This is a genomic window from Paenibacillus sp. 2003, assembly GCF_031455635.1.
In the GTDB taxonomy this organism is placed as follows: Bacteria; Bacillota; Bacilli; order Paenibacillales; family Paenibacillaceae; genus Paenibacillus; species Paenibacillus amylolyticus_B.
The window spans coordinates 1-24,167 of the sequence record NZ_JAVDTB010000008.1; the positions used below are offsets into that span (position 1 = coordinate 1).

Annotated in this window: 28 protein-coding genes; all 28 read right to left on the reverse strand. The window is 43.6% G+C overall.

The window, feature by feature from the left end; translation table 11 throughout:
* Window positions 1-1,394 (reverse strand): collagen-like repeat preface domain-containing protein (locus tag J2X75_RS24225; protein ID WP_310340965.1); only part of this gene is annotated, 1,394 nt, incomplete at its 3' end.
* A 194-nt stretch (window positions 1,395-1,588) separates the two neighbouring features.
* On the reverse strand, window positions 1,589-2,986 hold the full coding sequence (locus J2X75_RS24230; RefSeq protein WP_253501426.1) for an ATP-binding protein: 1,398 nt from the start codon (window positions 2,984-2,986) through the stop codon (window positions 1,589-1,591).
* 55 nt (window positions 2,987-3,041) lie between these two features.
* Window positions 3,042-3,758, reverse strand: a complete 717-nt coding sequence (locus tag J2X75_RS24235; protein ID WP_017687664.1) for a response regulator transcription factor — start codon at window positions 3,756-3,758, stop codon at window positions 3,042-3,044.
* 139 nt (window positions 3,759-3,897) lie between these two features.
* Window positions 3,898-5,160 (reverse strand): cytochrome c biogenesis protein CcsA, encoded by a 1,263-nt coding sequence (ccsA, locus tag J2X75_RS24240; RefSeq protein ID WP_091018068.1) that lies wholly within the window; start codon window positions 5,158-5,160, stop codon window positions 3,898-3,900.
* Window positions 5,157-6,830, reverse strand: a complete 1,674-nt coding sequence (resB, locus tag J2X75_RS24245) for a cytochrome c biogenesis protein ResB (RefSeq protein ID WP_307534792.1) — start codon at window positions 6,828-6,830, stop codon at window positions 5,157-5,159. Before resB ends, ccsA begins: the two co-directional genes overlap by 4 nt.
* A gap of 14 nt (window positions 6,831-6,844) precedes the next feature.
* The gene (locus J2X75_RS24250) at window positions 6,845-7,372 is read right to left on the reverse strand and encodes a redoxin family protein (protein ID WP_307534789.1); all 528 of its coding nucleotides are present in this window, start codon (window positions 7,370-7,372) and stop codon (window positions 6,845-6,847) included.
* A gap of 134 nt (window positions 7,373-7,506) precedes the next feature.
* Complete coding sequence (locus J2X75_RS24255; RefSeq protein ID WP_062835222.1) at window positions 7,507-8,256, reverse strand: pseudouridine synthase; 750 nt, start codon at window positions 8,254-8,256, stop codon at window positions 7,507-7,509.
* Between the two features lie 196 nt (window positions 8,257-8,452).
* Window positions 8,453-9,271, reverse strand: a complete 819-nt coding sequence (locus J2X75_RS24260) for a S1 family peptidase (protein WP_310340972.1) — start codon at window positions 9,269-9,271, stop codon at window positions 8,453-8,455.
* 63 nt (window positions 9,272-9,334) lie between these two features.
* Window positions 9,335-9,868 carry a spore maturation protein gene (locus J2X75_RS24265; protein ID WP_017687658.1) on the reverse strand — a complete coding sequence of 178 codons (534 nt, stop codon included), beginning with the start codon at window positions 9,866-9,868 and terminating at the stop codon, window positions 9,335-9,337.
* 6 nt (window positions 9,869-9,874) lie between these two features.
* Window positions 9,875-10,501: a nucleoside recognition domain-containing protein gene (locus tag J2X75_RS24270; protein ID WP_310340975.1), complete on the reverse strand. Its 627-nt coding sequence runs from the start codon at window positions 10,499-10,501 to the stop codon at window positions 9,875-9,877.
* Between the two features lie 31 nt (window positions 10,502-10,532).
* Entirely contained in the window at window positions 10,533-11,720 is a 1,188-nt protein-coding gene (locus J2X75_RS24275; protein ID WP_310340980.1) for a D-alanyl-D-alanine carboxypeptidase family protein, read from the reverse strand.
* A gap of 162 nt (window positions 11,721-11,882) precedes the next feature.
* Window positions 11,883-12,686 (reverse strand): sigma-70 family RNA polymerase sigma factor, encoded by an 804-nt coding sequence (locus tag J2X75_RS24280; RefSeq protein ID WP_310340983.1) that lies wholly within the window; start codon window positions 12,684-12,686, stop codon window positions 11,883-11,885.
* Window positions 12,687-12,752: 66 nt separating this feature from the next.
* Window positions 12,753-13,208, reverse strand: a complete 456-nt coding sequence (locus tag J2X75_RS24285; protein ID WP_310340985.1) for a lytic transglycosylase domain-containing protein — start codon at window positions 13,206-13,208, stop codon at window positions 12,753-12,755.
* A 309-nt stretch (window positions 13,209-13,517) separates the two neighbouring features.
* The gene (locus tag J2X75_RS24290; protein WP_310340987.1) at window positions 13,518-13,733 is read right to left on the reverse strand and encodes a hypothetical protein; all 216 of its coding nucleotides are present in this window, start codon (window positions 13,731-13,733) and stop codon (window positions 13,518-13,520) included.
* Window positions 13,730-14,104 (reverse strand): hypothetical protein, encoded by a 375-nt coding sequence (locus J2X75_RS24295; protein WP_310340990.1) that lies wholly within the window; start codon window positions 14,102-14,104, stop codon window positions 13,730-13,732. Before J2X75_RS24295 ends, J2X75_RS24290 begins: the two co-directional genes overlap by 4 nt.
* A gap of 78 nt (window positions 14,105-14,182) precedes the next feature.
* Window positions 14,183-14,569 carry a hypothetical protein gene (locus J2X75_RS24300; RefSeq protein WP_105599443.1) on the reverse strand — a complete coding sequence of 129 codons (387 nt, stop codon included), beginning with the start codon at window positions 14,567-14,569 and terminating at the stop codon, window positions 14,183-14,185.
* Window positions 14,570-14,703: 134 nt separating this feature from the next.
* A complete protein-coding gene (locus J2X75_RS24305; protein WP_310340993.1) occupies window positions 14,704-15,270 on the reverse strand; it encodes a sigma-70 family RNA polymerase sigma factor in 567 nt (188 codons plus the stop codon).
* A 599-nt stretch (window positions 15,271-15,869) separates the two neighbouring features.
* Entirely contained in the window at window positions 15,870-16,286 is a 417-nt protein-coding gene (locus tag J2X75_RS24310; protein ID WP_310340995.1) for a Na-translocating system protein MpsC family protein, read from the reverse strand.
* A 233-nt stretch (window positions 16,287-16,519) separates the two neighbouring features.
* Entirely contained in the window at window positions 16,520-16,717 is a 198-nt protein-coding gene (locus tag J2X75_RS24315) for a hypothetical protein (protein ID WP_076251186.1), read from the reverse strand.
* Window positions 16,686-17,009 (reverse strand): hypothetical protein, encoded by a 324-nt coding sequence (locus tag J2X75_RS24320; protein ID WP_310341001.1) that lies wholly within the window; start codon window positions 17,007-17,009, stop codon window positions 16,686-16,688. The genes J2X75_RS24315 and J2X75_RS24320 overlap by 32 nt, the downstream gene beginning before the upstream one ends.
* A gap of 156 nt (window positions 17,010-17,165) precedes the next feature.
* Entirely contained in the window at window positions 17,166-17,960 is a 795-nt protein-coding gene (locus J2X75_RS24325; protein WP_310341003.1) for a hypothetical protein, read from the reverse strand.
* Between the two features lie 12 nt (window positions 17,961-17,972).
* Entirely contained in the window at window positions 17,973-18,374 is a 402-nt protein-coding gene (locus tag J2X75_RS24330; RefSeq protein ID WP_310341006.1) for a hypothetical protein, read from the reverse strand.
* Complete coding sequence (locus tag J2X75_RS24335) at window positions 18,371-19,207, reverse strand: hypothetical protein (protein ID WP_310341009.1); 837 nt, start codon at window positions 19,205-19,207, stop codon at window positions 18,371-18,373. The genes J2X75_RS24330 and J2X75_RS24335 overlap by 4 nt, the downstream gene beginning before the upstream one ends.
* A 12-nt stretch (window positions 19,208-19,219) precedes the next feature.
* Window positions 19,220-20,011, reverse strand: coding sequence for a hypothetical protein (locus J2X75_RS24340; RefSeq protein ID WP_310341014.1), 792 nt, complete (start codon window positions 20,009-20,011; stop codon window positions 19,220-19,222).
* Window positions 20,012-20,027: 16 nt separating this feature from the next.
* On the reverse strand, window positions 20,028-20,969 hold the full coding sequence (locus J2X75_RS24345) for a hypothetical protein (protein WP_310341018.1): 942 nt from the start codon (window positions 20,967-20,969) through the stop codon (window positions 20,028-20,030).
* Window positions 20,969-22,024 carry a hypothetical protein gene (locus J2X75_RS24350; protein ID WP_310341021.1) on the reverse strand — a complete coding sequence of 352 codons (1,056 nt, stop codon included), beginning with the start codon at window positions 22,022-22,024 and terminating at the stop codon, window positions 20,969-20,971. Before J2X75_RS24350 ends, J2X75_RS24345 begins: the two co-directional genes overlap by 1 nt.
* A gap of 12 nt (window positions 22,025-22,036) precedes the next feature.
* Window positions 22,037-22,366, reverse strand: coding sequence for a hypothetical protein (locus tag J2X75_RS24355; protein ID WP_310341025.1), 330 nt, complete (start codon window positions 22,364-22,366; stop codon window positions 22,037-22,039).
* 22 nt (window positions 22,367-22,388) lie between these two features.
* Window positions 22,389-24,161 carry a hypothetical protein gene (locus J2X75_RS24360; RefSeq protein ID WP_310341028.1) on the reverse strand — a complete coding sequence of 591 codons (1,773 nt, stop codon included), beginning with the start codon at window positions 24,159-24,161 and terminating at the stop codon, window positions 22,389-22,391.
* Window positions 24,162-24,167 lie beyond the last annotated feature (6 nt).

Below are 24,167 nucleotides of genomic sequence, written 5' to 3' on the forward strand. Positions count from 1 at the left end.
GTCACACCTGTCGCTCCTGCTCCAGCGATCAACGTATAATTCGGTGAAGTCCCCGGCGTTCCCGTTGGTGACGCCACATTCGCAATATACGTACTACCGTTAAACGTTACAACCTGACCCGCTGGATACGTTGGGGCTACGACTGGATCAAATGGCACTAGGCCTGTCAATCCTGCCCCAGTTGCTCCAGTTACACCTGATGCACCTGTGGCTCCTGTAGGTCCTGCACCTGCAAGCAACGTGTAATCTGGAGAACTTCCTGGCGTACCCGTTGGCGAAGCGACATTTGTAATGTAAGTACTGCCACCAAACGTGACGATCTGTCCAGCTGGATATGTTGGTGCTAATGCGGGATCGAATGGCACGACGCCACTTAATCCTGCACCTGTGGCTCCAGTTACACCAGTCGCCCCCGCAGCAGCGATTAATGTATAATCCGATGAAGATCCTGGTGTTCCTAGAGGACCAGCTACACTCGTAATGTAAGTACTACCGTTATACGTAATTACTTGACCTGCTGGATAACCCGGGGCGAGCGCTGGATTAAATGCCACGGCTCCTGTCAAACCAGCTCCGGTTGCTCCCGTTGCTCCAGTCGTTCCACCCGACAGCAAAAGAGTGTAGTCTGGAGAACTTCCGGGTGTACCCAAGGGACCGTTTACATTGGCAACATAAAGACTACCCTCGTAGCTTACTACTTGACCTTGAGCATAAGTTGGTCCCAGTGCAGGATCATATGCAGTAATATTGTTCAAGCCAACACCAGGTGCTCCTGCCAGACCCTGTGGTCCAACTGGGCCAACCGGTCCTACTGGTCCAATTCCTCCCGGTGTACCAGTAGCCCCTTTCACCCCAGGGACTCCTGGGACACCGGGTACGCCCGGGACTCCTGGCACTCCCTGTGGGCCGGCTGGTCCGGTAATCCCTCCGGTTCCAAGAGTTGTCGTCGCCCGGCTTAGCGATATGGAGATCGATCGAATTAATCCCACAAGTTTATCTTTTTCTGCAGGTGGTACTTCCAGAAGCAGTGTCACACTTAACAAGTCATCCAGTAAGTTCTGCAAGTTACCTGCGAGATTAATAAGAGGAACAGGGACAACCTCTGACCCTGCAATCGTTAATTCCAATACGGCTTGTAACTCTGCCTTTACCCCGGCACGAAATCCGGATTGATTTACAAAACTAAGTAACTGGCGTAATGCGTTCTGCAAAGACAGTATATTGGATGAAGTCGGCTGACTAATTGCAGCAGGAATAGCCACAGCCAATGAACGCAGTATGGATTCAAATTGCTCCAGTTCTCTTGTGGTTATTGGAATAAACGGAGAGCCCGGTCTAAAAGATCTGCCTTCCAGAAAAGCTTTAATATTGACCCTTTTTCGATCATCGGACATGCTTAACTCAATCCTCCTCTATCTTGCTTGCTTTTCAAGCTTATGTAACATAGGAAGGAAAATTATCTTGGACACTCTTTTTAGTCAAAAAAAGACCACTCATGTTCCACGTTGAACAAGATTAAACGGTAGCCTTCAACAAAAAAACACCCTCCATAAGAGGGTGTTTCCGCACTTTTTGTATGAAATTCAGGCTATTTCGATGAATCCAAAGGAAATTGCAAAATAAACTCTGTTCCTTCGCCAAGCACACTATTGACGGTAATCATGCCTTGATGCGCATCAACAATATTTTTCACAATCGCTAAACCAAGCCCCGTACCTACACTTTCTCCCCGAACACGAGCCTTGTCTGCTTTGTAGAATCGTTCAAAAATAAATGGCAAGTCGGATGAAGGGATACCTACACCCTGATCCTTCACAGAAACTCTGACAAATGGAGCACGAAGATAAGTGACCCGCTCGGCTGAGATCATTACATTTTTGCCAGTAGGTGTATGTCTGAACGCATTATCCAGCAAATTCGTAAATACTTGCTCAAGTCGATCCTCATCTGCTTGTTGAAGTTCAATGGTTGGTTGTTCGAACTTAAATTGCAGTTGAATTCCCTGTTCTTTTGAACGCACCGAGAACTTCCGATATACACGTTCAAGTAGTTCTCCGAGGTCAACTTCCTTCATCACCATGTCCGTGTGTCCAGCTTCCATCCGCGCCAGATCAAGCAAGTCTTTAACCAGTCTGCCCATCCGCAGGGACTCATCATGAATGACCTGGATCAGTTCTTCGCTCTCTTCCGGTGAGGTTGCCATGCCGTCCAAAAGGGCTTCACTGTAGCCTTGCATCATGGATAGCGGAGTTCGTATCTCATGAGATACGTTAGCCACGAAATCACGCCGCATTTTCTCCAGACGCACTTCTTCTGTTACATCTCTTAAGACTGCCACAGCCCCCCTGACAACACTGTCAGCATACAACGGTGCCATCTGAACAGACCAGACACCTTGCTGTACATGAACATTGGAGTTCTGGTCCCCGCCTTGCTCCATCACCATTCTGAACAAAGGAAGAAGGGGCTCAGGTACATCACGCGAAGTCTTGTCAGACTGCTCGGATTCTTGTCCTTCGTCCATTTTTGCCCAATCGAGATCATACCATGCCTGCATGATCTTCTCTCCTGGCGGATTCGTCAGAATAACTTTGCCTTCACCATCAAATGTAACCACCGCATCGGTCATGCTGCGAAGCACACTTGCCAAATGTTCCTTCTCATGGTTAAGGTTTCGAATATTATCTTCCAGTTGGGCAGCCATATGATTAAATGTGTTGGCAAGTTCACCAATCTCATCACTCGTTACCAGGGAGAGACGTGTTCCGTAGTTCCCTTTGCGAATCGCATTGGCTGCCTGAATCAATTGCTGCATGGGCTGCGTTATTTTGGTGAATAGAAACAATGCAAAAAACGTGGTTAAACTGAATCCGATTATACAGATATAGGTGAACAACCGCTTAATATCTCTGGATTCGGATTCTGCAAAGTTCGTATCAATGTAAGGCAGCAAAAAAAGACCCAGCGCTATAAGTACACAACCCACAAGGCAGATAATAGTGATCCATAACTTCCCGACCAGTGATCTCCAGAAACTAAAACTACTTCGGTACTTCCAGTTTATAACCCACACCCCACACCGTCGTAATCATGGCCGCCGATTCAGGCGATACCTTGTTAAGTTTCTCGCGAAGACGCTTCACATGCGTATCCACGGTACGAAGATCGCCAAAGAATTCGTAATTCCAAACATCCTTGAGCAATTCTTCTCTGGAGAAAACTTTGTCGGGAGATGTTGCCAGGTAGTGCAGTAATTCATATTCTTTTGGTGTAAGACTAATCTCTTCGCCACCAGCGGTTACCCGGTGGGCATCATGCTCAATAACCAGATGCGGGAACACGATGTTGTTACTCGAATTGCTCTCCTTGGAGAGATAAGCTGTCGCGGAAGATCGACGCAAAATCGCTTTGACACGATAAATCACTTCACGCGGGCTGAATGGTTTTACAACATAGTCATCAGCGCCAACTTCGAAGCCTTGAACCCGGTTAATCTCTTCACCTTTTGCAGTGAGCATCAAAACCGGCGTTGATTTCACCTGACGAAGACGGGTACACACTTCAACTCCATCCATACCCGGCAACATCACATCAAGCAAAATCAGCCCGTAGTCCCCTGCTGTTGCTTTACGCAGCGCAGTTTCCCCATCCTCAGCTTCATCGATTTCATAACCTTCTTTTTCAAGATACATTTTCAAAAGCCTGCGGATTCTCTCTTCGTCGTCCACGACCAGTATTCGATTCTCATGTTCAGCCATGCCTCTCCAGCCCCTTTGCAATAACTCCTCATCACTTCTATTATGTTCGATCTGGCGAACAATATTTGAATACCCTTCAATAATAAGGTACATTTGTGTTTCCCGCTTCTAAACTCAACCTTTGCAATACGAGTCTGTCCTAGTCAGCTCCAGCGTAAGAATGTAATCCGGCAATGATCAGGTTCACTCCAACCAGCGTAAACATGACGACCAAGAAGCCAAGAACTGCAAGCCATGCAGACTTCTGACCTTGCCAACCTCTGGATAAACGCAAATGCAGATACACACTATAATATAGCCATGTAATCAATGCCCACACCTCTTTGGGGTCCCAACCCCAAAAGCGACTCCAGGCAATCTGAGCCCAGATCATGGCAAAAATTAATGCTCCCAGCGTAAATATCGGAAAACCAATGGCAATCGCGCGGTAACTTATCTCATCCAGATCATCAGCATCGATTCCATCCATCATTGGCTGTAACGCTTGTCCAAGTGGTCTGCGTACAAGAAGTCGTACAATTCCATACAGGATCAGACCTACAATAAGTGACCAAACCACCGTATTCAGCTTACGCCCGGCATTTACGCCGTTCATCCAGGAAGGCGTCTCAAGTAAAGGTTTTTTCATGCCAAGAAACGGTGTCATGCTCTCCACTTCACTATTATATGGAGCAAAAATCGGAGGCATGCGATAATTCACTTTCTCTATTGTACTATTTTCCTGTACCTCCGTGTCAATGCTGACCGTTTTCTGTACAAAAACCGCCTCATAACCAGCTGCACGAAAGGCAAATACCGTCCCGATAAAACCGATAACGACGACGATCGTAACCAGGGTGAATTCAACCCATCCTCTTTGACGTCTTGAAGACTTGTCTTTACCACTGAAATCAACAGTACGGAGCAAATACATGAACCCTGCGGCAAAACCCACGGCGAAGAATGCTTCACCAAGTGCGGCCAACGTCACGTGAATTTTCAGCCAGATGGACTGAAGTGCCGGGATTAACGGCTGTACCTCCTGAGGAAATACAGCAGCGTAAGCCATTATAATGATGGTAAGTGGTAAGGCAAACAAACCCAGTAGTGACTTCCGATATATGGCGTATACAACGATAAATGCAACCATGATCATCATGGACAGAAAAGACATAAATTCGTACATGTTACTAACCGGGATATGCCCTGCCCCAGCCCATCGTGTTGCAAAAAATACAAGATGTGCTGCCAAAGCGACAGTCGAGGCAATGAAAGCTCGTTTACCCCAGCGATTCATATGGTCCAGAGGATCACGATTGCTCCATTTTTTGCCCATTACCGCAACACCATATAAAAAGAATGCGGCACAATAGAGAAAGAAAGCTACGATAAATGCGTCGCTGCTGAAATCCAATAAATTCATGCTTGGTTCCCCCCGTTATCCAACGACTTCTCTTCCACTTCCAAATTCATTTGTTTCAAAACAGCCGCGACTTCACGCCTGAAGCCAAACCAGTTTTTGTTGGTATGTCCACCCAAGGTAAGCTGTTGATCATCAAAACGAATCCAGATACGGCGATGATGCCAATAAAAACCCATGACCAGACCCAACATGACAATGCCGGCTCCTACCCACACAAAAGGCATTGCTTTATCCACGCGTATATTGAGATAACTTACGGATTGAATAATATCAACCTTGTCCATGCTGTCTACTTCCAACTGTAAAGGAATCTCTGTTCCAATCAGCTGTTGGTTAATTGCATCCTGCTGAAACCGTTGTTTATCAATCTGCTTCGCAAAATAAAGATACTGTATCCCCTCTTCTGGCAGATTCGGTCCCTTAATGAGAAAGAGAAAAGCAGGTGCATTAGGTGAAGGCGATTTTGATTTGGGCTGACCATTCTCATCCAATCCAAAGTCCATGAACTTTTCCTTTACGGTCAGTTCATAAGGACCCGCTTCAAATGTTTTTTGGGTGTCGACCATATCAATCTTAATCGCCCCATATACTTCACCCGTCTTTGTATTGACCAGATCAGGCGTTACAGACCGAATGGTGGGTGTTAGATCATAATCAAACTGATATGCCTTCAGACCGTTATAATTTAATGGATGATTCACACGTACATCATGTCTGGCTACCTCAGCTAACTGAGGTTTCTTCGAAAGATCCGAACAATCTGCTGTACACTCATACAAAACAACTTTTGTTTCGAACAGTTTCGGAACGGTCTTATTGAGGTTACGGAATTGCTCAGGTACTTCTTCCTCACTGTAGAATTCAACATTAAACTGTTCATTTTGCAGATACATCGACGTATTCGGGATCTTTTTGATCTCACCTTCCGGAAAAGCAACATGCTCATCCAGATTCAGGCCAGGTAGCCCTCGTGCGAGCACCGCCAGCAGAAATATAATGAGTCCAATATGGATTACATATGGGCCCCATCGACTGAATCGCTGTTTCTCGGCGAGCAAAGCATCCCCCTGGGTGTGCACGCGGTATCCTTTCTTTTTCAACGGCGTAACCGCTTTCTTAATCCAGTCTTCTGGTGCCTCTTCGATGGTACCTTGGTACACCAGACGCTGTCTTGTCAAAAATTGCGTATGCTTACGTATTCTCTGTTTATTCAGTGCTTTGTAGAGCGGTAGGACGCGATCCAGACTGCATATCACCAATGATGCCCCAATCAGCACCAGCAGTAGAATAAACCACCAGGATTCGTATGTATGGGATAAACCCAACAGATAATAGATATGACCCAACTGACCGTATGTTTCTTTGTAATACACGGAAGGATCAATATTCAAGAATGTACTTTCTTGCGGATAGATTGTACCAAGCATAGAACCTACAAGCGTAAAAACAATCATATAGACGGCAATTTTAACGGAAGAAAAAAAGTTCCATATGCGGTCAATGATGTTGGGATTACTACGCTGTGAACGGCGCGCCATGCCATCATAACGCATTTCCAGCACTTCATCCGATTTAGCTTCAGACTCCAGCAGCGGTTTCCCACATGCTTCACATAGTACAGTGCCTACCGGATTCTGGTGTCCGCACTCACATTTGGTATTTTGGAACACGAATAGACCTCCTATCAGGGCTGCTTCGCCAGTTGCGAAATTTGAGCGTCAAGTGTGTCCAAATCAAGTTGCCCGATATGAATGGTAGAGATTTTGCCCGTGTCGGATACAAAGAATGTCGTTGGCATCGGAGAGATCCCAAAATCACGAACCGAGTTTTTCTCACGGTCTAACATGATTGGAAACGTAACCCCAACCTGCCGTACAAAATTATCCACGGTCATCTGGTCTTCTCCAACATTAATTCCGACAAATTGTACTCCCTGGCCCTTCCATTTGTCAGCTTGCGCCTGAAGTGCAGGCATTTCTTTAACACAAGGTTCACACCAAGTGCCCCAGAAATTGATCACCATTGCTTTTCCTTTGTACTCATCAGACGTATGAACTTGACCATCCAGGCCCAGCAGTTCAAAAGAAGGAGACTTGTCCCCTTCCTTTGGCTTGCCATTCGAGCCGGATACCGATGTGGTAATCGCATATCCGCCCAACACCAGGATCAATAACAAAATGACGATTTGCACCGTTCTTCTTGATTTTCCCATGTGCTGCTCCCCTTTTAAGTGACTGTAGCATTCGCATCTTATTGGTCTAAGACAACTGTGAACATCCTATGAACAATTATAGCGAATTTCGTCACAAAACTGCGGCGGTTTTATGAAAATTATGTGTCCTCACATTACCTTTTTTTCATTTTTTTGGCTGGTTCTGATTGTGCGAGGGTAATCAGGTTGTTGACTTCCTCTTTGGTCAGATTACGTGTCAGACCACGTTTCAGGTTTTGTAGCAAAATGCCACCAAACGAAATCCGTTTCAGACGGGTTACCGGATGGTTGATTGCCTCGAACATACGTCTAACCTGACGGTTACGTCCTTCATAGATCGTAATGGAAATGACCGACTCATTAGCGGCTGTATCCACATCTTTGTACTCTACCTCTGCAGGAGCAGTCATGCCGTCATCCAGCATAATGCCTGTCTTTAATTTCTCCAGAGCTGTACCATGCGGCACACCTTTAACCGTTGCATGATACGTTTTGGGTACGTGATGCTTCGGATGCGTCAGCAAATGTGCAAACTCACCATCATTGGTAAGGATCAATAAGCCCTCTGTGTCATAATCCAGACGACCCACAGGATATACGCGTTCCTTGACACCTTTCAGGTAGTCGGATACAATTTTCCGACCTTCTGGGTCAGATGCACTTGTGATTACACCTTTTGGCTTGTTCAACATCAAGTACACTTTTTTCTCACTGCGGATCGGTTTTCCATTAACCGTAATCATATCCTCTTCGGGGTTCGCTTTTGTACCCAGTTCGGTTACGACCTCCCCGTTAACTTCTACTTTGCCGGACAGGATTAGTTCCTCGCTCTTGCGGCGGGATGCAATGCCTGCCTGTGCGATAATTTTTTGTAATCTTTCCATGTTTGTCATGTCACCTCACACTAATGATACCCATCAAACAGGGAAATCACAAGGATAATCCAAGGATTTTGTAATCTGGCGACACGAATACGCATTTTAGGCTACCTTCCCCTTTGAGATTGACGCAAAAAAAGCCTGCCTATACACGACCTGTTAAACACAGAAAGTGTAAAGATAAGCCTTTTCCTCAAATCATTTAACTGGAAACTTTGCCGGCAACTGCAACTTGTTTTTTGGCAGGTTTAGTACTCTCTTTAATGAAAGTCTGCAATGTTTTGGAAGTAATATAATAGGTACGTCCACCGTACACAAATGTCATCATACCAATTACCCGGTTGTTCTGATCCAGAACAGGGCCACCTGAATTACCTTGTGCCATGGATTTCACAATACTGCCGATTCCCTTTTTACCTGGAACGTCCGAAGCTTGGGAACTGAACACTCTGCTTTTGGCTATCGTATTGTAGGTTGAAGGAAAATCTTCATCCAGGATGACAAGATCACCAGCAGGATTTTTGGGGAATCCAATGGTATAAACAACCTGGTTATCCCTTGCGTTTGCAAATGTGACCGGTTGGGCGTCTATTTCCTTGTCCAACTTCAGCAGTGCCATGTCTGTGACCGGATCTGTCTTAATAATCTTTGCCTTTATAGGCTTACTAAGGGAACCCGGGCTTGCAACAGTCAGTGTACCTTCATCACCATCAGACAGTTCTGCAAAACTCTGAACGACATGGTAATTCGTGAGCACTTCATCCTTCGAGATCAGTATCGAGGTACCAACATCATAATATACCATATCGGGTTCATCCTGCTTGACCAAACGTACATTCACGACTGGAAAAGAATCTGCCATAACTGCCATTTGTGCACGCAACTGTTTGTCGAAGTAACCTGTAAAATGTATTGTCTGAACGGATTGAGCCGCCGCCAGCCCCGTTGAACCCGCGAGCATTGCAATAGCAAGTACGCCTGTCATTCCGACACGGAGCATTCGTTTCCAACTCTTCTGCATGTCTCACTCTCCTCCGCTATTATTCTAGCATATCTAATATATCGGAAGGAAAGGAGATATCTTTTAACCAAAAACGAGCAAACAAATGGCGAGGGCAGCAATAAAACCAACGACATCGGAAAACAACCCTACTTTGAGTGCATATCGACCGTTCCGTATGCCTACAGCCCCAAAATAAACAGTCAGCACATATAACGTGGTGTCTGTACTCCCCTGAATCGTAGATGCCATACGTCCAATCATGGAGTCAGGGCCATGGGTTTTGATCAGATCGGTTGTAAACGCCAGAGAGCCTGTCCCCGTTAAAGGACGTAGTATTCCGAGTGGCAACACTTCGCCCGGAACACCCATCCAGGACACCAGCGGAGCGAACAGACTAATCACAAAATCCAGTGCACCCGAGGCACGAAATACGCTGATTGCGACCATCATGCCCACGAGATGCGGAATAATACTGATTGCAGTGGAGAAACCATCCTTGGCCCCATCAACAAAGGATTCGTAAACCGGGACCTTTTTGGTAAACGCATATAATGGAACAAACGCGATAATAACCGGGATGGCCCAGACGGAGATCCAGTTGATGAAGGTTAACAAAGGTGCTCATCCTTTCATGCCGGGATTGCCACTTTTCTGTATGCGCGGCGGTTTGTGTAAAGCCCTGTTCCGATACCAGCGATCGGCGATTATAGCAGCAAGTGTAGCGATAATGGTAGCCATCAATGTTGTTCCCACAATCTCTGTAGCATTGGCAGAATGATAGTTTAAGCGGATGGCGATCAGCGTTGTCGGAATAATGGTAATACTAGCCGTATTCAGAGCCAGTAAGGTGCACATGGCAGGAGAAGCGGTTTGTTTGTCCGGATTAAGCTCCTGCAGTTGTTGCATGGCTTTGATGCCCATTGGAGTAGCCGCATTTCCTAGCCCCAGCAGATTGGCACTCATATTGGAGAGAATATAACCCATCGCTGGATGATTTTTGGGCACATCGGGGAACAGGAAACCCACAACCGGACCGAGCAGCTTGGCAATACGAGCCAGTAGACCCGCATCTTCAGCCATTTTCATCATGCCCATCCAGAACACAAGCACACTAATCAGTCCAAAACAGACCGTGACTCCCGTTGCCGCCCCATCAAAAGCAGCTTGCGTGACCACTTCGATATTGCTGTTGACGGCTGCAAAAGCAAATCCGATTAAAATCATGAGCAGCCAAATTAGATTAATCATGGATGATATCCTCCCTTCAATGGCGATTTAGCTAAGGAGACAACAAGTGGCTTAACACGGCACGCCATACAGCTGCCCAGGAAGAGACATCACCGATTCCCCCCAGCGTTGCATCTTCTGTCTTCGGTTCAGGAGGAATATAACTGCCTTTGCGATACACGGGAATTGAGCCAACAAGTTTGCCGTCAAGCTGCATATCAATGCGACCTGCCAATCCGAACGAAGGATCTGTCGATTGTTCCTTGCCATCCATTTCCGACTGTCCTCGATTTTCGTGTAGTATCAATTTCTTGGTCAATGAGCCTTGTTCACTCTTAGCCAGTGGATACCAAAATCCCCGGCCCGTAACGACATCTGTATTTTGCACAGGCTGTTCTTGCTTCGCGACCTCTACCAACGGGAAGTACTCAAACCCGAAATCAAGCATCCGTGCATGATCGTTCCAATCGTTTCCATCATTCAGCGTTACCGCAGCGAGCTGCTGTCCGTTGCGTGTAGCCGAGCTGACCAAACATCTGAAAGCTTTTTTTGTGTAGCCGGTTTTCACTCCATCCGCACCTTCATACATCCGCAGCATTTTATTTTTATTGTGCCAAGAGTATTCCCAGCTTTCATTGGGGTTCGGTGCGGATTTGTCCTCTGTGGCTACGATGCGTTTGAACACCGGATTGTGCAATGCATATGCCGTTAATCGTGCCAAGTCATTAGCTGTAGAATAGTGACCTTCTGCATCCAGTCCATGAGGGTTCATAAAGTGGGAATGCGTCAGGCCGATTTGCTCCGCCTTTTTGTTCATTAACAGGACAAAGCCATCTTCTGATCCACCGACATGTTCTGCGATCGCAGAGGCAGCGTCATTGCCTGAACGGAGCATGAGCCCGTACAACATGTTTTCAAGCGTCATCTCTTCACCTAACTTGAGATAGAGAGAAGACCCTTCTTTGGCAAAAGCTGAGGGAGACACTTTCACTTTTTCATCCAGCTTGCTGTGTTCGATCGCTACAATCGCTGTCATGATTTTAGTCAAGCTGGCAATTCGCAGTTCCTTATCCCCATCCTTGCTGTATAAGATCCGGCCTGATGTGACATCAATGAGCGCAGCGCTTTGCGCATGTGTAGACGGACCTTGAAACGTTGCCTGGGCTTGAGTAACCCCTATTGAAGACAGCAAGAAGACAGGGATAAGCATGCATGCAAGTACTTTCGTTATTTTTCGCATCAATTCATTCCTCCGGGTCACTTGGAATCTTGTACTATCTTATGTTCGGACAACTTGGAGTATGTCCCATAGGGCAAAAACAGCAAAAATCCCTCACGCTTGGATGCGGGAGGGACGTTATGTATGAGACGTTATATAAGATATGAAGGGCTGAGGCAAAAATCATGCCTGACCCTTTTTATCCAGCATTTTAGCTACTTTTCGCATAATTCTAGAGACCCTCATCTGGCTAATGTCTTCCATATCTGCTGTCTGAGTTTGATTAAATCCTTCTACACGATGCTTCAGTACAGTCACTTCTTTCTCACTAAGCTTGCGCTTGACCGAATCAATAACCGCATCAACGTATAGCTTGTCTAGAATACCTTCTTCAATATTCTCCCCGCTATAGATGGTATCCATCAATGTCACGGATTGAGTTTGTTGATCATCAGCACCTACAGGCTCATCCAGGTACTTCACACCTTTACCCACCTGAAGTGCTTTGTTGATCTTATCTTCCTCCTCATCCAGCAGCAATGCGATTTCATGTGCTGGTGGCAGGTAGCCCATATCGTGCTCAAGTCGATTGATTCGGTTGATTAATTCCGTAGCTGTGCGAGTTGGACGAATAATGCTTGCACTATCTCTTAGAAAACATCTGATTTCTCTGACAATCGCAGTGACAGCAAACGAACTAAATTTCACGCCACGCCCCGTATCAAATGCCCTAATCGCTTTGATGAATCCCAGACGGCCCAGTTGGAGAATATCATCCTTCTCTACACAATGATTCTTAATAATCATTTCGGGCTTTCCAATATACTTATGAACGGAATGCCAAATCAGATTCTCATTGACCAAAATACAATCCCCTAGGAAATGCTCATCGAGCTTACAACGTTCAATATTTTCTACGTCATCCATTGTGTAATGCTTCTTATCTACCTGCAAATTCGTGCTAATATGTTCTGGAAATTTTCCCATTTGGATCTCCCTATGTAAAATTAATAAACGATACTTTAGTATTAAAACTCTATTGTTAACTGATGTTTATTGACCTTTTTTGATTATTCCAAGCATCTTTTTATGATGCTCTTTCACGTGATTGTAGTACCAGGGGCGAGCCTTTCCCTTATCTACATTGCCCTCCCCCTGATTGTACGCAATGGTTGCCTTACGAAGATTTCCGTCGTACTTATCCATAAGATATTCCAAGTATATAATGCTTGTCCTGATATTCGTTTCAGGCTGATGTAGCTCCTCTTTGCTCACTCCAAACGATTTCGCTGTGCTAGGAAGAATCTGAAGTAAACCAATCGCTCCATGAGATGATACACTTTTCTCTAACATCCGGCTCTCTTGCCACATCATAGCCAGAATCCAGACGGAATCGATATCCGTATCCTTCGAATATTGAACTACCCACATCACATACTTCAGCAGCTTCGCCCGGCTCACTGTTTTCTCATGGTGGAATTCTATATACTGCTCAAGCATATCAGTCATTTGTATGTGCGCAGGAGCAACCGATTTAACTTGTTTCTGTTTTTTTTGTTGTTTTTGTTGCTTTTCTTGCTTCGTTGGCCTTACTTGCTTTATCAGCTCTTCTTGTGTTATTTCCTTTTATCTCTTGGAGTCAAGCGCTTCTTCGCCGATCGGTTTGTAATTTCCTAATGCTGATAGACTCCCGTATTGCGAAGCTAATATTACAACAGCAATAACAATACCTATTACTCTTTCTAAAGTGAGCAACAGATTCGCCCACCTCCTTACTGAAAGCCTCTATATTATAGAAGGAATAATCTCGTACATAAGTTAGGATTGGTCTTGTTCACTTGGCTGATATACAATGATTGCTGCAAATTCCAACGTGTTACTGGATGGTTCAACGGTGGAGGTAAACTCCAGTCCGGTAACGAAAGTGTGTGGCTTGGATAACATCCATACGTTGATTAATTCTTCCACACCTGCAGAGCTAGCGGACACAAACGTTTTTACAGCTAAATCCGAGGCGTAGTTTAACACCTTCATTGCTCTTCACCAGATGAGTCTTGTTCCTCTTCCTTTTTCTCTTCAATGAGTCGATTAAACTCCTCTTCGGTCAGTTCATGAATCTCCAATTCATAAGCACTTGTCAGAATGTACCCCATACCATCCGTTAAATGAACGTTATAAAATGTTTGTAGTTCTTCATGGAAGGTACCCTCTTCGTAGTTGAATCCAATAACGGCTTTTTCGTAACCAGCTACACTACCAGCAAACCATACGTTGGCTTTCGTTGTTGCGCCGGTTGGCGTCTGGATTTCATGCATATTGGTCGGCGCGTGGATATACTTTCCAATCATACTGGCTACGATTTCTTCCGTTAATTTATCTTCTTTTGCTTTGATCACATGTGTCATTGAATTATTCCTCCATTAGTTAAAGTCTCGCGAATATTCTTGCCCTTACATTCTCTATACGTGTTATCGGAGCAGCAGTTAAATTGGAGCCGCAGATGAAGTATTGGTTCCGCTGCTTAGGACCATATAGTTCGTCCGCATATGGTGTACAGCCACGTCCAGATCAGCCACTCGTTTGGAGACAAAGTCTTCGATGACAGGCTCCAATGGCCTGAAACCCACAACCAAGATCGGCTTTTTATGTATATAAGCATGATGCATGATCACAATATCAGTAGAGGTCAAATGATCCATATCCAGATTAACCAAGACGGCATCAGCCTGTACCACTACTTTCTCAATGATCAAGGCATACTCCCTGTTGCTTAAATCAGAAGCTGTCGAAGAATCATGACTTGCCCAAGCGATATCCGAATACCCCTCTAGACGTTCCACAGAAAATCCTAAAACCACCACACTAAGCATCTTGTTCCGCCTTTCTTTCTGTACTAATCACTCTATACGACATAAAAAAGCACCCAGTTAAGGGTGCTCTCTCTGTTCTATGTAGGTTACTGATCTATCTTCATCAAACTTAGGCTATTAATTGCCACTTATGACTACAATGCTTCGTATTTCTCACGAATCGCTCTCCATAACTGGGATATACGTGCCTTGGATACACCTAGCATTCCTGCAATCTCTACAAATTCATACCCCGAAGTCCGAAGCTTAAAGATTTGTTTCTCACGTTCGTTCAGCCTCATATTTTCCATAATATCTGTTACAAACTCAAAATTCTCATAAGCAAACCCAGCATGACCAAGCGCTAATGCGATATCTGAGCCTTCCGATTCATCGCCACCACCCTGATCCGTACACATGATCTGTACAGCGTTAACCACACTGAGATTTTTCTCAGACATGCACTTGCGGTACATGTCCTTGATTTTATTTTCGATAAGATGATCAACAAACGTCGACATTTTGGCTTTTTCTGCATCATACTTGTCCAGGGAGTTAACTAATTTGATCATAATCTCCTGGGTCACATCTTCTTTCTCCATCCCGGCAAACGTTTTACCTATAAGCTTGTGACGACACTTCTCCTGAGCTTTATTCAGGAACATGTCTATATCCCCAATCTCAAATAAATCATCAAAACCCATAGCAGTTGTAGCAGACATTATACATTTCCCCCATTAACTATTTAATTATTAGTAGTTCGTATTCTTTCTTCACAATCTAGTCGCTATCCAGCATGATCTTACTCTATATGCCCGCTATTGCTCCCGAAATCTCATATACCTTATGTAGTCTTATTTACACAGAATTGAAGCTAATAAGCCTAATTACATACAAACGATCAAGAAATCTCCCTTTGATCCGCCTCCCTATTCCCATCCTATTACATTCAGAATAACAAATACGAACTAATGTTCGCAACATTTATTTATTTTGTTCGCTTATATGCCTTTTACTGACTCTATACGAAGTATACGGTGAAAGGTAAAGCAGCATTTTTTACAAACAAAAAGACCAACACAGAGCGCACCACTGGAAAATACCAAAATGGTGGAATGTGTCGGTCTTGGTCTGACATCTATTTCGTCCCAATTACCGAAGATATGGCCTTCAAGTTCTTTAACAAGGTTATAGGCTTCGTCAAGATTATTAATCTATTCGATCGCCATAAGGGTAGTATAAGGAAATATGTAGGATATTGTCAACAACAAAAATTAGTTCCTAAGAACCTGTCCAGTATTCAAACGTTAGTTCATAGGTCTTAAGTCATCTTAATCTCATCATTTTTCAGCAGCACTTCAACATCCTTGTTCATCTTGAAGACTGTAATCTGCTCTGCAAAATCATGGCCAAAAAATGTTGTTTCGATGTCTTCGATCTTCAGACCCATGTTGATATAGGAGAAAACGGGGTTGAAATCTTCTCTCATCATATGTGCTAGCTTCATCTTGTATTCGGCGAAAATTTGACTTGAGTGTGATTGCATATGTTCCAGCATGAACGCTTCAGGCTTGGTGAATTTTGCTGTAAACTTTAAGATGATAAAATGATTCATGATAGAGACTCTGGTATCTACCGGCCCGCGTTCAGTAAAATCTTTTCTTATTCTGGATGCCAACTTTGCGAGCTCTCTCTCCAAGTCTTTTATCTCAATGTCCCATCCCTCCTTGCCAATCATCCTGACCCCTTCTACTGCCCCTGAACATATGAATTCAACCTAGTTTAATCAAAACTGCTTGTACAAGACAAGTTTCAATGGATGCATTAAATCAAGTCACTATCAACTTTTCATGAAAAAGGAATAGACCCCAGAACTAGGCTTGGGGTATATCACTTTATTAACTATATTTTATAATTATTCAAAAAATTAGCAGTTAGTGCTGAAAAGCTAACATTAGTTAGCTTATACGCTTAATTTATCATTTCATTGGTGAGCTCTATTTTGAGCAGGCTAAACGCAACCAGGTTCAAAACGACATTGGCACCATAGTCTCTTTCGATCAAATCGAACGCTTCTTCCGTTGCTCCAACCAGATCCTCTTTATCGGAGGTCATCTCGGTAGTGACAATTTCCTCATCATTCAGTGCAAAGGTCAGCCTGTACAGCATCTGTATTCCCCTCCTTAGAGGTCAATTCAATATTTCGCACATCGATAAGATCAATGATGTGAACCACATCGTCTGTATCTTCCAACGTAATCGATTTTCCCTCGTTCTTGTGTTTGGTGAATAGTCGGCGATATTCTTGCTTAACCTCATCCGCAGTTAACGGGATTTCGCGTACGATCTTATCCGAATCTTTCTCTTTCTGTTGTAATCTAGGATTATCTTCTATCCAGTTCACCGTCTTTTTCTTCCCACTTCCCTTGAAATAGAAATGAGCAGTAAGTTCAATATTCATCGTATACTACCTCCCGGAATAATTACGTTTTCATACTACTTTCTCTATACGTCTTATCCAACTAAGTGTTAATGCTAATCTTCATATGTAGATGTGGGATACACAAACTATTTCGTTGTTAAAAGAAAAAAGGACAGCACATGCTATCCTTCCGTATTAGTATTTCTTAACCGCTATACGATTGCCGTATGAATCATATATATATTGGAAGTTGGTTTGAACAGGTGTTGTTCCCATCCTGGTGATGAACTTGGCCACCATTCTTCCCTCATCATCATACTGATAGATGACATCAACCAAAGTAGGAAGCTGCACGAAGTCCAGACCGTCATATCGGTAAATTTCACCAATGGAAGTGACCATGAAAGATTCATCCTGTGCATAACCTTCTGGAGAAGCTGGCATGGTCAGTACAGGTTCTCTGACCAGCTGCTCGGTATAGTTGTCTGTAACGACTTGTCGAATAACTCTTCCCTGCATGTCAAAAGCAAAATATGTAACCACATCTGTATAATCTACCAAATCACTGATCGATTCCCACGGATCAATGACATTCAGGCGTTTTCGTTCACCCCAAGTCATGCTCACATGTGTTTCTCCATCGCTGATCATATCGGCACTGTGTGTGTCAGGATGCTCGTACACCATGACTTCCAATCCGTTAATTGTAAGGATCCCATTAGATTTATAGCTAACATCAGATCCCGTAAGACGTGTATATTCTTCACTATACATATATAATGTTGGCACATTTTGATTACTTTCATCCGCAAGTACGGCATAAATAGCTTCCGGTATCCCCTGTGGGGGAAGGTCTGTTTTTGCATTTACTGTTGTAATCGTACCAAATGCAATCTTGTCCAATCGAGCATCTAGAGTCCCGCTATCTTCCCTAGCTTTCTTAATCTCGTTTGAAAGCTTGACCACTTTACCATAAGTAATGATATCCATGATCGTTGTCTCCTATCTGACCGTCAAACCCGTTACTTCAATGGTAAAATCTGAAGGCACGGAACCTGGATTAATGATTTCAAAATGGAAATGGGATGTACCATCCTTATCGTCATAAGGTAAATCCACATTGTCGTATATCCCGTCTATGAAGTTGCCTGTACTGAATTCTGCTGTATTAAAGTATAGAATTTTGGCTTTCATTTTGTCTGCACTATCAAGTATGTGAAGCTCCACATTCGTTTCTTCGGTTGGGATAATACGTACCGTCTTAATCAGAAAACGCGGATTTTCCATGGGGAGCGAAACGATTAATGTTTCTCCACCACCGTTTAGTGCTTCAACTACATGAGACAATTCTACCTGCTTGTACACATCTTTCAGCTCCTGCATAATTCGCCATGTTTTGTTCATTGCCCAGACCTCCTCCGAACTGGAATATAAGTAGAAGGATACCTTCGTGGCAATATCGTGGTTGGTACAGTTGGATCTATGTTACCTCCTTGACCAGAAAGATAGCCTTGAAACTCATTCATTTTGTCTTTGTCAATGTGCTTTACAATATATTGAATATTTGCACTCTCTGATGAGGCAGGGGTTTTCTGACCTACAAAAATTGATCGAATAGCTCCCTTGAATGAGTCCTTTGAAGGCAAAACAATCTTGGTAACATGTACCCAGCGACCATTTGCCTGCTTCGTTAAAGACCCCTGATAACCTGCCATACCAAGATTACCTATGAATCGAGCTTCTGGCGTGTTATGCACTGGAAGATAACCCACGCTATCGTATATACTTATCTCTTTGGTATGGCTTATTATTACACCATGGGTGTCAGTCAACATAAAACGGCCTGTATAATACTGAGGGAGCTCCTCCTGATCATACCCCCAAATGGAATAAATATTTTGCTCCGATGGGTTCTCTGAAGTGAGATGATGAAGCTTTCCAACCGTGTACTCATACTGGACTCCCTCGAGCTTCAGTTGCCCCGTTTTACCAGAGCTTTTACTCGTATACAGGGACAAAGATTGCGTCGCCCTAGAACGATATGGACCCTGAGCATATGTGTAAAGTACTCCTGAATTATGTTGCTGGCCTGCCCTCTCAGGGTCATAGCTAGAGCTCGCCTTTGTTCTATTAGAGTAATAAGTACTACTTAGATATGTATAAAGAACTCCTGAATTACGCTTTATCACTGCTTGTGAAGGCGTGTAAATGGATTGCTCTGTACCTGCTACAGCCATATTCTCCCTCCTCTACTGCATCAATACAGCTACGGTGTTACCCGGTAGGAAGCTTGAACCTCCTGTGGTCAGAGAATATACCTTGTACGTCTTGTTGGCCACTGTAATCTCATCTCCGTGGCTTACCCCTGCTGCGGGTGCAAAGTAAATATCATGCAATTCGCCTCGCGGTCCTTCTGCATTATTGGCCATAATACACGGTGAGAGATGATAGAGTGCGCCCCAACCCGGGTTGGTCGGTACCATCGCGGAGTATGATTTGTACACGTTATTGGTCTGAATGTTATCCAGATCCTTGACTGTACGTATACCATTGAATCCCTGGTAACTCACTCCGATCCCTTGAGCACCCGAGTGATTTTCTTGAGAATAGCGGTACATCAGACCGAAATATCCCAGATTGGAAATCCCTGTTACCGAGTTCACGTCACCCGCCAACCACATGATGACACGATCTGCTGTAACCGATACTTGGTAGTCTGTTAAGAGGTTGGAATCAACAACAGATGTATGGCAGTAGAAATTCCGTGTAGTAAACATTTTCCCTTCCGGAATACTACCGTCAGCAAGTAATATATCTTCTGCTGAAGTTACCGTGATGTAGTTGCCGTTTAATTCCTTGGTATTTCCTTTCTCAAACTTAATAAATAACTTATCTTTTCCTGTTGAGCCCACTGATTTAATGACGAGGATATCCGATGTTTCAAAATAGATCGACCAAGGCGAGGATGCAATTCCCTTGAAGCCATTAATTAATGCTTGAAACAACAGATTCATTTTGACTTTACCACTGAAGAATGACATGAATTAGGAAACCTCCTTATATTTTAAATAGTATGACCCGTTGTCCACCCATGACATTGTTGCTGCCGAAGAAACAGGGGACGCAGTACCGAACGTTATTACTAGATGTATACCAGCGAGTGTAGTTACCGTTGTATGGCATTTGTTGGTCTACAACATGAAACACGTAGTATTTGTTGTCTCCCAGATCAAGAATGGACCCATCCGGATGTTGTGAAGCATCCTTTAAACAAGCCGTATATATATCTGCAAACTGCCCACGTACTCCTTCTGATGGATTAAATACCATAAAGGGGTTGACATAGTACCTGCCCCCTACACCTGGTGAAGTAAGTTGAGCATCAGTAGTAAAGTTATAATATTCATACTTCGTACCGTTTCGAGATTTTCTAACCACTCCCCGTCCAACATTGTAATCACCATATGTAGAATTGCTATTGTTACTAACATTGGAAGGCATATGCGTAAAAATGCCTACAAAATCGTTTGAAATAGCAGGATCTTCTGGTTCTAGTGGATTCATCCTTCCCATGTATATCCTCACTGGGTAGGCATAATTAATATAATTTTGATACTCACCGTGAATAAAAACACCCTTATTTGTAGTGAATAAAGTCCATTTGTAGGTTATATTGTAGGTACCTGTGTCACAAGAAAAAGGTGTATCTGTCATTTGTTTATCAGGAGAATCCAAGTACACATCTACCCTAGGTGTTTCATTATTCATTAACCCCCACCGGATCGAAGGAGTAGTACTGTTTTGAAATGCCATTGTAAAACATAAACTCTTATCACTTTGGTTAGTGAATACAGTATTTCCCCAGTTCCCTCCACCAGTTACGGCAGATGCAGCATATTTTTTAACATCCCACCACGAGTCCCCTGCCATCTGTATTTCGGCGTTAGTAGAAAACTCAGTTATCGTGCTCACCCAAGAGTATCGTTTTGGTACTGCCATTATTTGGACACCTCCGTTGGTAATTCGAATAAAATTGCTCGCTGGCCCTCTCCAAGAAGCATGTTGCTATCAAAGAAGTATGGTTGTATGAATCTACTCTTACCTACGATATCGATCCAATATTTATAATGTATCGGTTGTTGTTGATCGGTAACGTGAAAAATATGATATCTCTTACCATCAACATCAATCATAGTTCCATCTGGATGTTGATTGGAGTCTTTAAACACGACAGATTTCATCTGTTGAAACTCTCCTCGAACCCCTTCTTTGGGCTGAAATACATACCAGGGGGAAATAAAATATCGATTTCCTAAACCAGGTGAGGTCGCTTGAGCACTTGTGCAGAAATTATACAGTTCATACTTTTTGTTGTTTCGAGAGGTTCTGACCACACCTCTACCAACACTGTATAAATTGTTATTAGCCCATTCACTGTTACTTTCAATAGGCGCGTGGGAAAAGATACCCACAAATCCTCCTTCAACAGCAGGATCTTCCTTCTCGTAGGAAGACAACTTCCCTAAGTAAAGTCTAAAAGGATATGCATAGCCAATATTATTTAGAGCTTCACCGAAAATAAAGATTGTTTCTTTTAAAGGAAATACAGTCCACTTGTAAGTAACATTCATAGTTATATTCCCGGATGTACTATGAAAAGGAACATTAGCCTCCTCACCCAAATCCAACGATATGTCTGGATATGGGCCAGAATCCTCAGAGAATCGATTCATTCCGCATCTTAGTTGATATCCATAGGTTATCCAGGCGCTAGTACTGGAAGCTCGATTAACAGAAAGATTTAGACAGAGTGAAAATAATAACGAAGTATCATTCAAGTTTTCCAATGTTAATGAACCTAAAGTACCTCCATATAGCTGATTATTTGTATAAGACGTAGGCTGAGAATACGGATCTTTAGGATAATAAGTTACCTTCCAGTTGACATCCTCATATGGATAAGTATTCATCTCCTTTGCCAATGTACTCAAAAAACTGGTCACGGTGCTCGTGAACTCGTACCGTCTAAACCCTTGTACCACTGTTGCTGTCATTCGCTCACCTCCTTAAATGCCATATCGAACTTTCATTTGCTGAAGCATCGAATCTTTCATTGCTGTGAGAAACACGGTGCGGAGCTGCATCTGTCTATCTTGCTCTTGACGTTGTGTATCTCGATCCACTAGCTCCTGGTTAATTTCGTCCGTTAACTCAAGAGGAACCACCTGTTCCAAAGCTTCCAGCATCGGAAGGTACTGTTGTCCCGTACCATCGAAGATAATATCGCTCCGCAGCATAAACACCAGAAGTCCTACCTCTTCCTCTGTAATTGGCGTTAGGTTTGTACCTACCATTTTGTCGAACAAAGGACGAAACCCGGTCTTTATTTTGGTCATTGAGAAATGTGATTCCACTCTATCAGCCTACCTTTCTTTTTTGGACGCCAAGGATATTTCCATCCGAATCGTACTTATATTTTTTTACTATTTTCGAACCATTAAAGTCGACCATCTCGGTATCCACACTACCATCAGAGTTATAATTGTATTCAATAATCTTTATAACTAATGGTTTTATGTCGTTGTTATATGTAATCTCTTTAATAATCAGGCCGCTTAGAGCGTCATACTCAAAATAAACGTCCTGTTCTTCCATATCTTCAAGCACAGACACACGTTGCTTGATAGGGCGATCATCATAGGCCGAACTGCCTTGTAAGTAAAAGTACATTGCCCCATTGTTCAACTTGCGCCTAATTCTTCCTTCTTCCCGTTCGTAGGTGATCGTCTTAACTTGCCCGTCACTCTCCGTAATGAGTTCTGCTATAAGATGCCCCTCAAGATCGTACTCATAATCGATAATGCGGTTAATGCCTCCGGTGATAATCTCACGCTTCATTCTGCCTTTGGAGTCATACTCATACTCTGATGTTGAAGACGTATTGATGATCGACCCTCGGCTAAGCAGTGTGACACGTGAATCTATCGGAATATCATAGAGAAAACGAATTTCCGTATCCGTATATTCGATATAATCATCCCCAGGAGTTACCCTAATGCCATCCAGAAGTACCTCTACACTGTCAGAACCAATACTATACTTTGGACAATAAAAGCTCTTTTGTTCTGAAAGCCTTATATCAGGTGGGTACTCAATACGAAAAATCGATTGATTTTCCATCGTCCCCCTGGATGCAGCAAGCTCCAGCTTGGATTGCATATGGTTTAAACGATCCGGCAGTTTATCAAATTCAAAGCCATCTTTGTCTGTTCTAGCATCTGAAACTTCAGCCTTAGTCTCACCAAAACCTTCAACTTGTTTGGACAAGTCTTCGGTATGATCAATCCACCTGAACACTTCTTCGTCCAACTCATTGATCTGAGATTGAGCATCTGTGATTCTTTCCTGAAGATCTTGAAAATCTCCTGTAGACACCGTTTTGGTTAGATAATATCGTTGGTCTTTAAGATATACCGCATCGAAGGTCGCACCAGTCGTTACAGATCCCAAAATCATACCGTTATCGGGTTCATCAGGAATCACCTGATGTACGAAGGTTCCATCATTCTTTAGAAATATATAGTAACGAGTATCTTGCTCAGCTATGAATGAATAGAAAGACTCCTCTTTTTGAACAAGTGTACTGTTAATGCTTGCATAACCACCGTTGATCTGAACCTTAAGCAGACCATTAGAATCCATAGCCGCAGCGCTTATTGCTAAATCAGACAAAGGGATCGTTTTTAGTTCATCAATGGAATCCTCTATATCAGATATAACATCTGCAAGTGATTCACGATTCCCCCGAGTATCTCCTAATTCATTTTCCAAACTCTCCAACCGTTCATTTTGTTCATGAACATCCGTGCTGAGATCCGTTACGTTTTTCTCAACTTCACCCAACTTGGATTTCTGGTCTTCCAATAATATTCCCTGATTCAATACCCGAGGTTCCAGATCAGCAATACGCAATTCATGACCGGCTATCCCTGTTTCATTCTGTTTGCCTACAAGTTCCATCTGATCCAACCGCTCAGGGAGACTGACATAGCTGCTTCTGGCTTCCTCCATTTCTGAAAGATGCTCATCAATTTCTTGGTGGGATCGGGTCCCTTTGTTTAGCAAACTATTGTGGTCAAGCAACTTGCCATTGTTCGTCCCTGAACTTGTCCCGCTAAAGCGGACAGACATATTCTC